At 43.5% G+C, this 4,918-nt stretch carries 4 protein-coding genes and 1 pseudogene; 2 read left to right on the top strand and 3 right to left on the bottom strand.

Translation table 11 applies throughout. The features are described from left to right. Positions 1-431 precede the first annotated feature (431 nt). Positions 432-650 carry a hypothetical protein gene (locus B9T16_RS25660; protein ID WP_014275358.1) on the top strand — a complete coding sequence of 73 codons (219 nt, stop codon included), beginning with the start codon at positions 432-434 and terminating at the stop codon, positions 648-650. Positions 651-794: 144 nt separating this feature from the next. On the opposite strand, the pseudogene B9T16_RS25665 reads toward B9T16_RS25660, so the two are convergent. Together B9T16_RS25665 and B9T16_RS25670 are read right to left on the bottom strand one after the other, a co-directional pair. Further along, positions 795-1,820, bottom strand: a pseudogene (locus B9T16_RS25665) (RNA-guided endonuclease InsQ/TnpB family protein). 81 nt (positions 1,821-1,901) lie between these two features. Then, complete coding sequence (locus tag B9T16_RS25670; protein ID WP_014275361.1) at positions 1,902-2,018, bottom strand: helix-turn-helix domain-containing protein; 117 nt, start codon at positions 2,016-2,018, stop codon at positions 1,902-1,904. Positions 2,019-2,078: 60 nt separating this feature from the next. On the opposite strand from B9T16_RS25670, the gene tnpA reads away from it, so the two are divergent. Next, complete coding sequence (tnpA, locus tag B9T16_RS25675; protein WP_172973471.1) at positions 2,079-2,465, top strand: IS200/IS605 family transposase; 387 nt, start codon at positions 2,079-2,081, stop codon at positions 2,463-2,465. Between the two features lie 238 nt (positions 2,466-2,703). On the opposite strand, the gene B9T16_RS25680 is transcribed toward tnpA, so the two are convergent. Continuing rightward, the gene (locus B9T16_RS25680) at positions 2,704-4,539 is read right to left on the bottom strand and encodes an AAA family ATPase (protein ID WP_014275363.1); all 1,836 of its coding nucleotides are present in this window, start codon (positions 4,537-4,539) and stop codon (positions 2,704-2,706) included. Between the last annotated feature and the right edge of the window lie 379 nt (positions 4,540-4,918).

Here is a 4,918-nt window from a genome sequence, read left to right on the forward strand (position 1 = left end):
ACCAGTGTTGTAGCCGTACCGTGCAAGGGGCAGAGCTGTGTGCGAGTGGTGCTGGTGTTTSGSWCCTATGGGGCGRGTGTATATAGTTGGCTGGAATTAATAATTAATAATTAATAATTAATAATTGGTGTATGGGGTTGGCTGGTTTTTCCTCTGTTCGCTGGGTCTCTGGGCGTTTCGCTGCCAAGGCATGGTCTGTGTGCGAGTGGTGCTGGTGTTTCCGATGGCTGATCGCGCACCCGCGGGCGGGTGTATATAGTTGGCTGGTTTTTCCCGTGGCTGATCGCGCACCCGCGGGCGGGTGTATATAGTTGGCTGGTTTTTCCCGTGGCTGATCGCGCACCCGCGGGCGGGTGTATATAGTTGGCTGGTTTTTCCCGTGGCTGATCGCGCACCCGCGGGCGGGTGTATATAGTTGGCTGGTTTTTCCCGTGGCTGATCGCGCACCCGCCCCTACTCAGCTTGCCTTGGGGTTCTCGAAGATTAGAAAACCAGACAACCGCACTTCCCACCGGACAATAGCCTCTAAAAGACGACTAACTAAACGGGGATGCGATCGCCTAAGTATCCAAAAACCAGACAACTGCGTTTCCCACAGCCAACCAACCCCAAACTACGACTCGCTCAAACGCGACACCTACCACCACTAAAGCGATCGTCAGCTCTGCATATGCTGTTTCCTCTGTGTGAGCCTGTCGCCTTCCTTCCCAACTGCAAATAGTTGCACTTTAGGAAACAGAGGACTGTATTGACATCCGCCTATCCGTCCCGGCGTGCGCTAACGGGGATTCCATCTATTTCAACAAATCAAAGATTGACAATTGTTGAAATGCTGGACGGGTTGACGCTTCATTGAGATGTGCTTTCTTTACAGAAAGTATGACCCTCTCTCGACATCCGTTTAAAGTCTCCAAATGCCCTCCGGCGACCTTAATATTAATCGCAGCGTTAACATCTCTATCGTGAGATGTGCCACAATTTAAACAAGTCCACTCTCTGATATTTAATTCTTTTTTACCACCGCGAAAACCGCAGCCAGAACCGGTTTGAGAAGTGGGAATCCATCTATCAATGACACGAAAATCACGCCCGTACATAACAGATTTAACTTCTAGCATTGTTCTCAAACTGCGCCAACCCAAATCCGAAATAGCACGGGATAGTTTTCGGTTTTTCATCATCCCTGAAACCTTTAAATCTTCCAAGACTATCGTTTGGTTTTCACGAATAATCCGAGTTGACAATTTCTGAAGAAAATCGTTTCTGGTATCAGAAATCTTGGCGTGAAGTTTAGCTAATTTCTTTCTAGCAACTTCCCTTCTTTGACTGCCTTTCTGTTTCCTCGACCAATTACGTTGTCATCTTCTTAAACGCTTTAGTTGTTTCTTTAAAGGATTAGGAGATTTAACTTTCTCACCATTGCTTAATGTGGAAAAATAAGTGATTCCTAAATCAATTCCTACAGAATTTTGGTTTTCCGGTAAGGGTTGAGGATTAAACTCAACAACAAAACTGACAAAATACCTATCAGCACTGTCTTTGATTAAGGTAGCACTAGAAGGTTTTGTGGGTAACTCTCTACTCCAGACTACTTTAATATCACCAATTTTAGCGATGTAAATGTAATCGGAATTAAGGTGTTTAAAACCATGATCCATAAATCTAGCGGATTGCTTAGATTTACGCTTTTTAAACTTGGGAGGTTTAACTTTCTTACCTTTTCTTTGTCCTTTACAGGATTTTAAAAAGTTAGAGTAAGCCTGCTCTAAATCTCTTAAAGACTGTTGTAAGGGAATAGAAGAAACTTCTCCCAACCAGATTTTCTCCTCGGTTTTTTTGAGTTCTGTAAGTCTTTGAGAAAGTTCCTTTAACTTAGGCTTTTTGTTACCCGCACGCTATTGTTATTGACAATATGCTAAGGCATCGTTAAATATTACCCGACAGCGTCCGAACAATTGAGACATCAATCTCTTTTGTTGGTCTGTTGGGTAAATTCGATATCGATATCTTAGCTTCATACTGTCAAATTGTATTGGTCTGTATTAACTATAGCTAGGAGTCTGGTAGATGTCAACCCTTTGACGAAAAGAGCGTCTGTTTCGGATTTAAAGATTCATTTGGTCTGTGTGACTAAGTATCGTCGCCAAATCTTGACAGTGGAGAGCCGGATGTTAATCCTGAAGTCTTTTAGAGAAGTGGCTGAAAAAATGAATTTTCAAGTGCTGGAATTTAATGGGGAGTCAGACCATATTCATACCTTAGTTGAATACCCTCCTCAACTCTCTATTTCTGTCATAGTAAATGCTTTAAAAGGAGTTGACAGTCGTAGATATGGGCAAGCCAGATTCCCTAAACCCTACGGAAAAGAATCTTTATGGTCGCCTAGTTATTTTGTATCTTCAATCGGTGGCGCACCATTAGAGGTTCTGAAGTCTTACATTAAAAACCAAGAAAAGCCGTCGTAGAACGACGGGGTTTTAAACCCAAAATTTTCGATAAAATATTCAAACCTATAGAGTCCAACCCTACCAATTCCCAGTCAGGGGACGGAAACATTACTGCGTACCAGGTTTTAGTGGTCTGTCCTCATTGCGTCCAATTTAGCGCTTAGCGAGTTCTGGCGTACGGGCGACCCGCCGCTTGTGCAGTTCTTTAAGCAGAGGATTAGGGCAATTTATAAATTGCCCCAAAGCGTAGGTTGAACTAAACTGTACGTTGCTGGCTTAAAGCTTCATAAGAAGCTTGGAAATCATCAACAGTAATCTTGATCGCAGCAGTATCTGTTTCACCTTGAGACCTAAAACGGCGAATTGCTCCTACAGCGGCTTGATTGCAGAGTAATACTAAATCTGCACCATTCCAACCTTCTGTTATCTTAGCCCAATGTTCCAAGTCCACATTTAACAGAGGTCTGCCCTGATTGTAAACTTGTAAAATCTTGAACCGACTATCTAAATTTGGTAAATCTACCTTCAATTGTAAATCTAACCGTCCTGCACGTAACAAAGCAGGGTCTATGGCATCAGGACGATTGGTAGCCCCAATTACCAAAATGTTAGACCCCGATTCTAAACCATCTAACTCCGTCAGTAATTGCCCCACTACCCTGTTACTTACCCCAGAATCACCAGTGTAAGTTCCCCGTGCTGGAGCTAATGTATCCAGTTCATCGATAAATATTACACAGGGATCTGCTTGTCGGGCTTTAGCAAATAATTCTCTTACCGCCTGTTCACTGGCTCCCACCCAACGGCTGAGTAAATCTGGTCCATTAATACCAATAAAGTTAGCTCGGGCTTGAGAAGCCACAGCCTTGGCTAATAATGTTTTACCAGTACCGGGAGGACCCCACAACAGTATTCCTTTGGGCGCTCTGGCTTTTGTTTCTTTGTAGAGTTCTGGGTACAACAAAGCCCCTTCCACAGATTCCCGCAAGGTCTGTTTTATGGTTTCCAAGCCGCCAATATCTTCCCATTCCACATGAGGAACTTCAACTTCCATGCTACGAAGTACTGCTGGTTTGATTTCCTTGAGAGCCTGCAAGAAATCGGATTGCTCTACCGCGATATCTTCTGGAATTTGCATATCAATGGAAGGAACCTGACGGCGTAAAGCTGTGTATGCGGCTTTTTGACAGACAGCTTTTAAGTCAGCCCCCACAAATCCCACGGTGCGATCGGCAATAAACTCCAGATCAACTGAATCATCTAAGGGCATAGTACGAGTCAGCACTTGCAGAATTTCTTTGCGCCCATTGATATCTGGAACTCGAAACTGAATTTCTCTGTCGAATCGTCCAGGACGGCGTAGAGCTGGGTCAAGATGATCAGGGCGATTAGTAGCTCCGAGTAAAATCACGCCTTTGTTCTGGGAGAAACCATCCATGAGGCTCAATAGTTGGGCAACTAAACGCTTTTCTACTTCCCCTTCTACTGCACTACGGTCTGGGGCCAAGCTATCAATTTCGTCAATAAAGATAATACAGGGAGCATTTTTGGCAGCTTTTTCAAAAATAGCCCGCAGTTTTTGCTCTGCTTCACCATAATATTTGGTGATGACTTCAGGCCCAACAAGGGCAATGTAGTTAACCCCGAGTTCTTCAGCTAACGCACGAGCTGTGAGTGTTTTGCCAGTACCGGGGGGACCAACTAATAACACCCCATGTGTAGGTTCGAGTCCTAACTTAACTAGCAGGTCAGGGCGTTTTAAAGGAATAGCAATCAGTTCTTTGAGTTCTTTGAGTTCTTGGTTCAATCCCCCAATATCTTTGAGGGTTATACCTAAATTACCTTCAGGTTGTACATTTGGGTCAGATGCACCTGTATCACGTGCTGGGGAAGATGGGGTACGAATGGAAGTAGTACCAACATTACTAGTTGTATTATTATTAGTACGGGGAATATTACCCGTTCTGGGAATACTGCTTAATGAGCGTGAGTTAAACTGAATATCAGTTTTAATTTCTCCATTTTCAACTTTTTCCTCTAGAGCTTTTACTAACTCTAGCAACTGCTCAAATCCCTTGAATAAATCACTCATAAAGTCCCTCAAAAGTAAATTAATAAAATACATTATAGCAGTCTTGACTGATATCTCCCTGTCTAATGATACGGTTGAACACAATTCCCGCATAGTGCATATTAAGGTGCGAGACGTTCAGGCATGAAATAGGGTTGCAATACCCGAAATAACTGCCTGATGGCGATTTCATCCCCTTGGCTGAATACAAGAGGCTCGCCTCTGACCATCCCCATAACTGCTTATATGTCCCAACGATTTGTATCAATAAGATACCAAATCAAGGAAGGAAACCCAAGGTCAATATACTCTGTAACCATTCGTAACCATCCTTAACATAACGAGAAATTAAGAAACAGAGTTGCGGGTAACGGCCATACCCACCCACAGTTTTGGAAAT

It is taken from the genome of Arthrospira sp. PCC 8006 (genome assembly GCF_046480465.1).
GTDB lineage: Bacteria > Cyanobacteriota > Cyanobacteriia > Cyanobacteriales > Microcoleaceae > Limnospira > Limnospira platensis.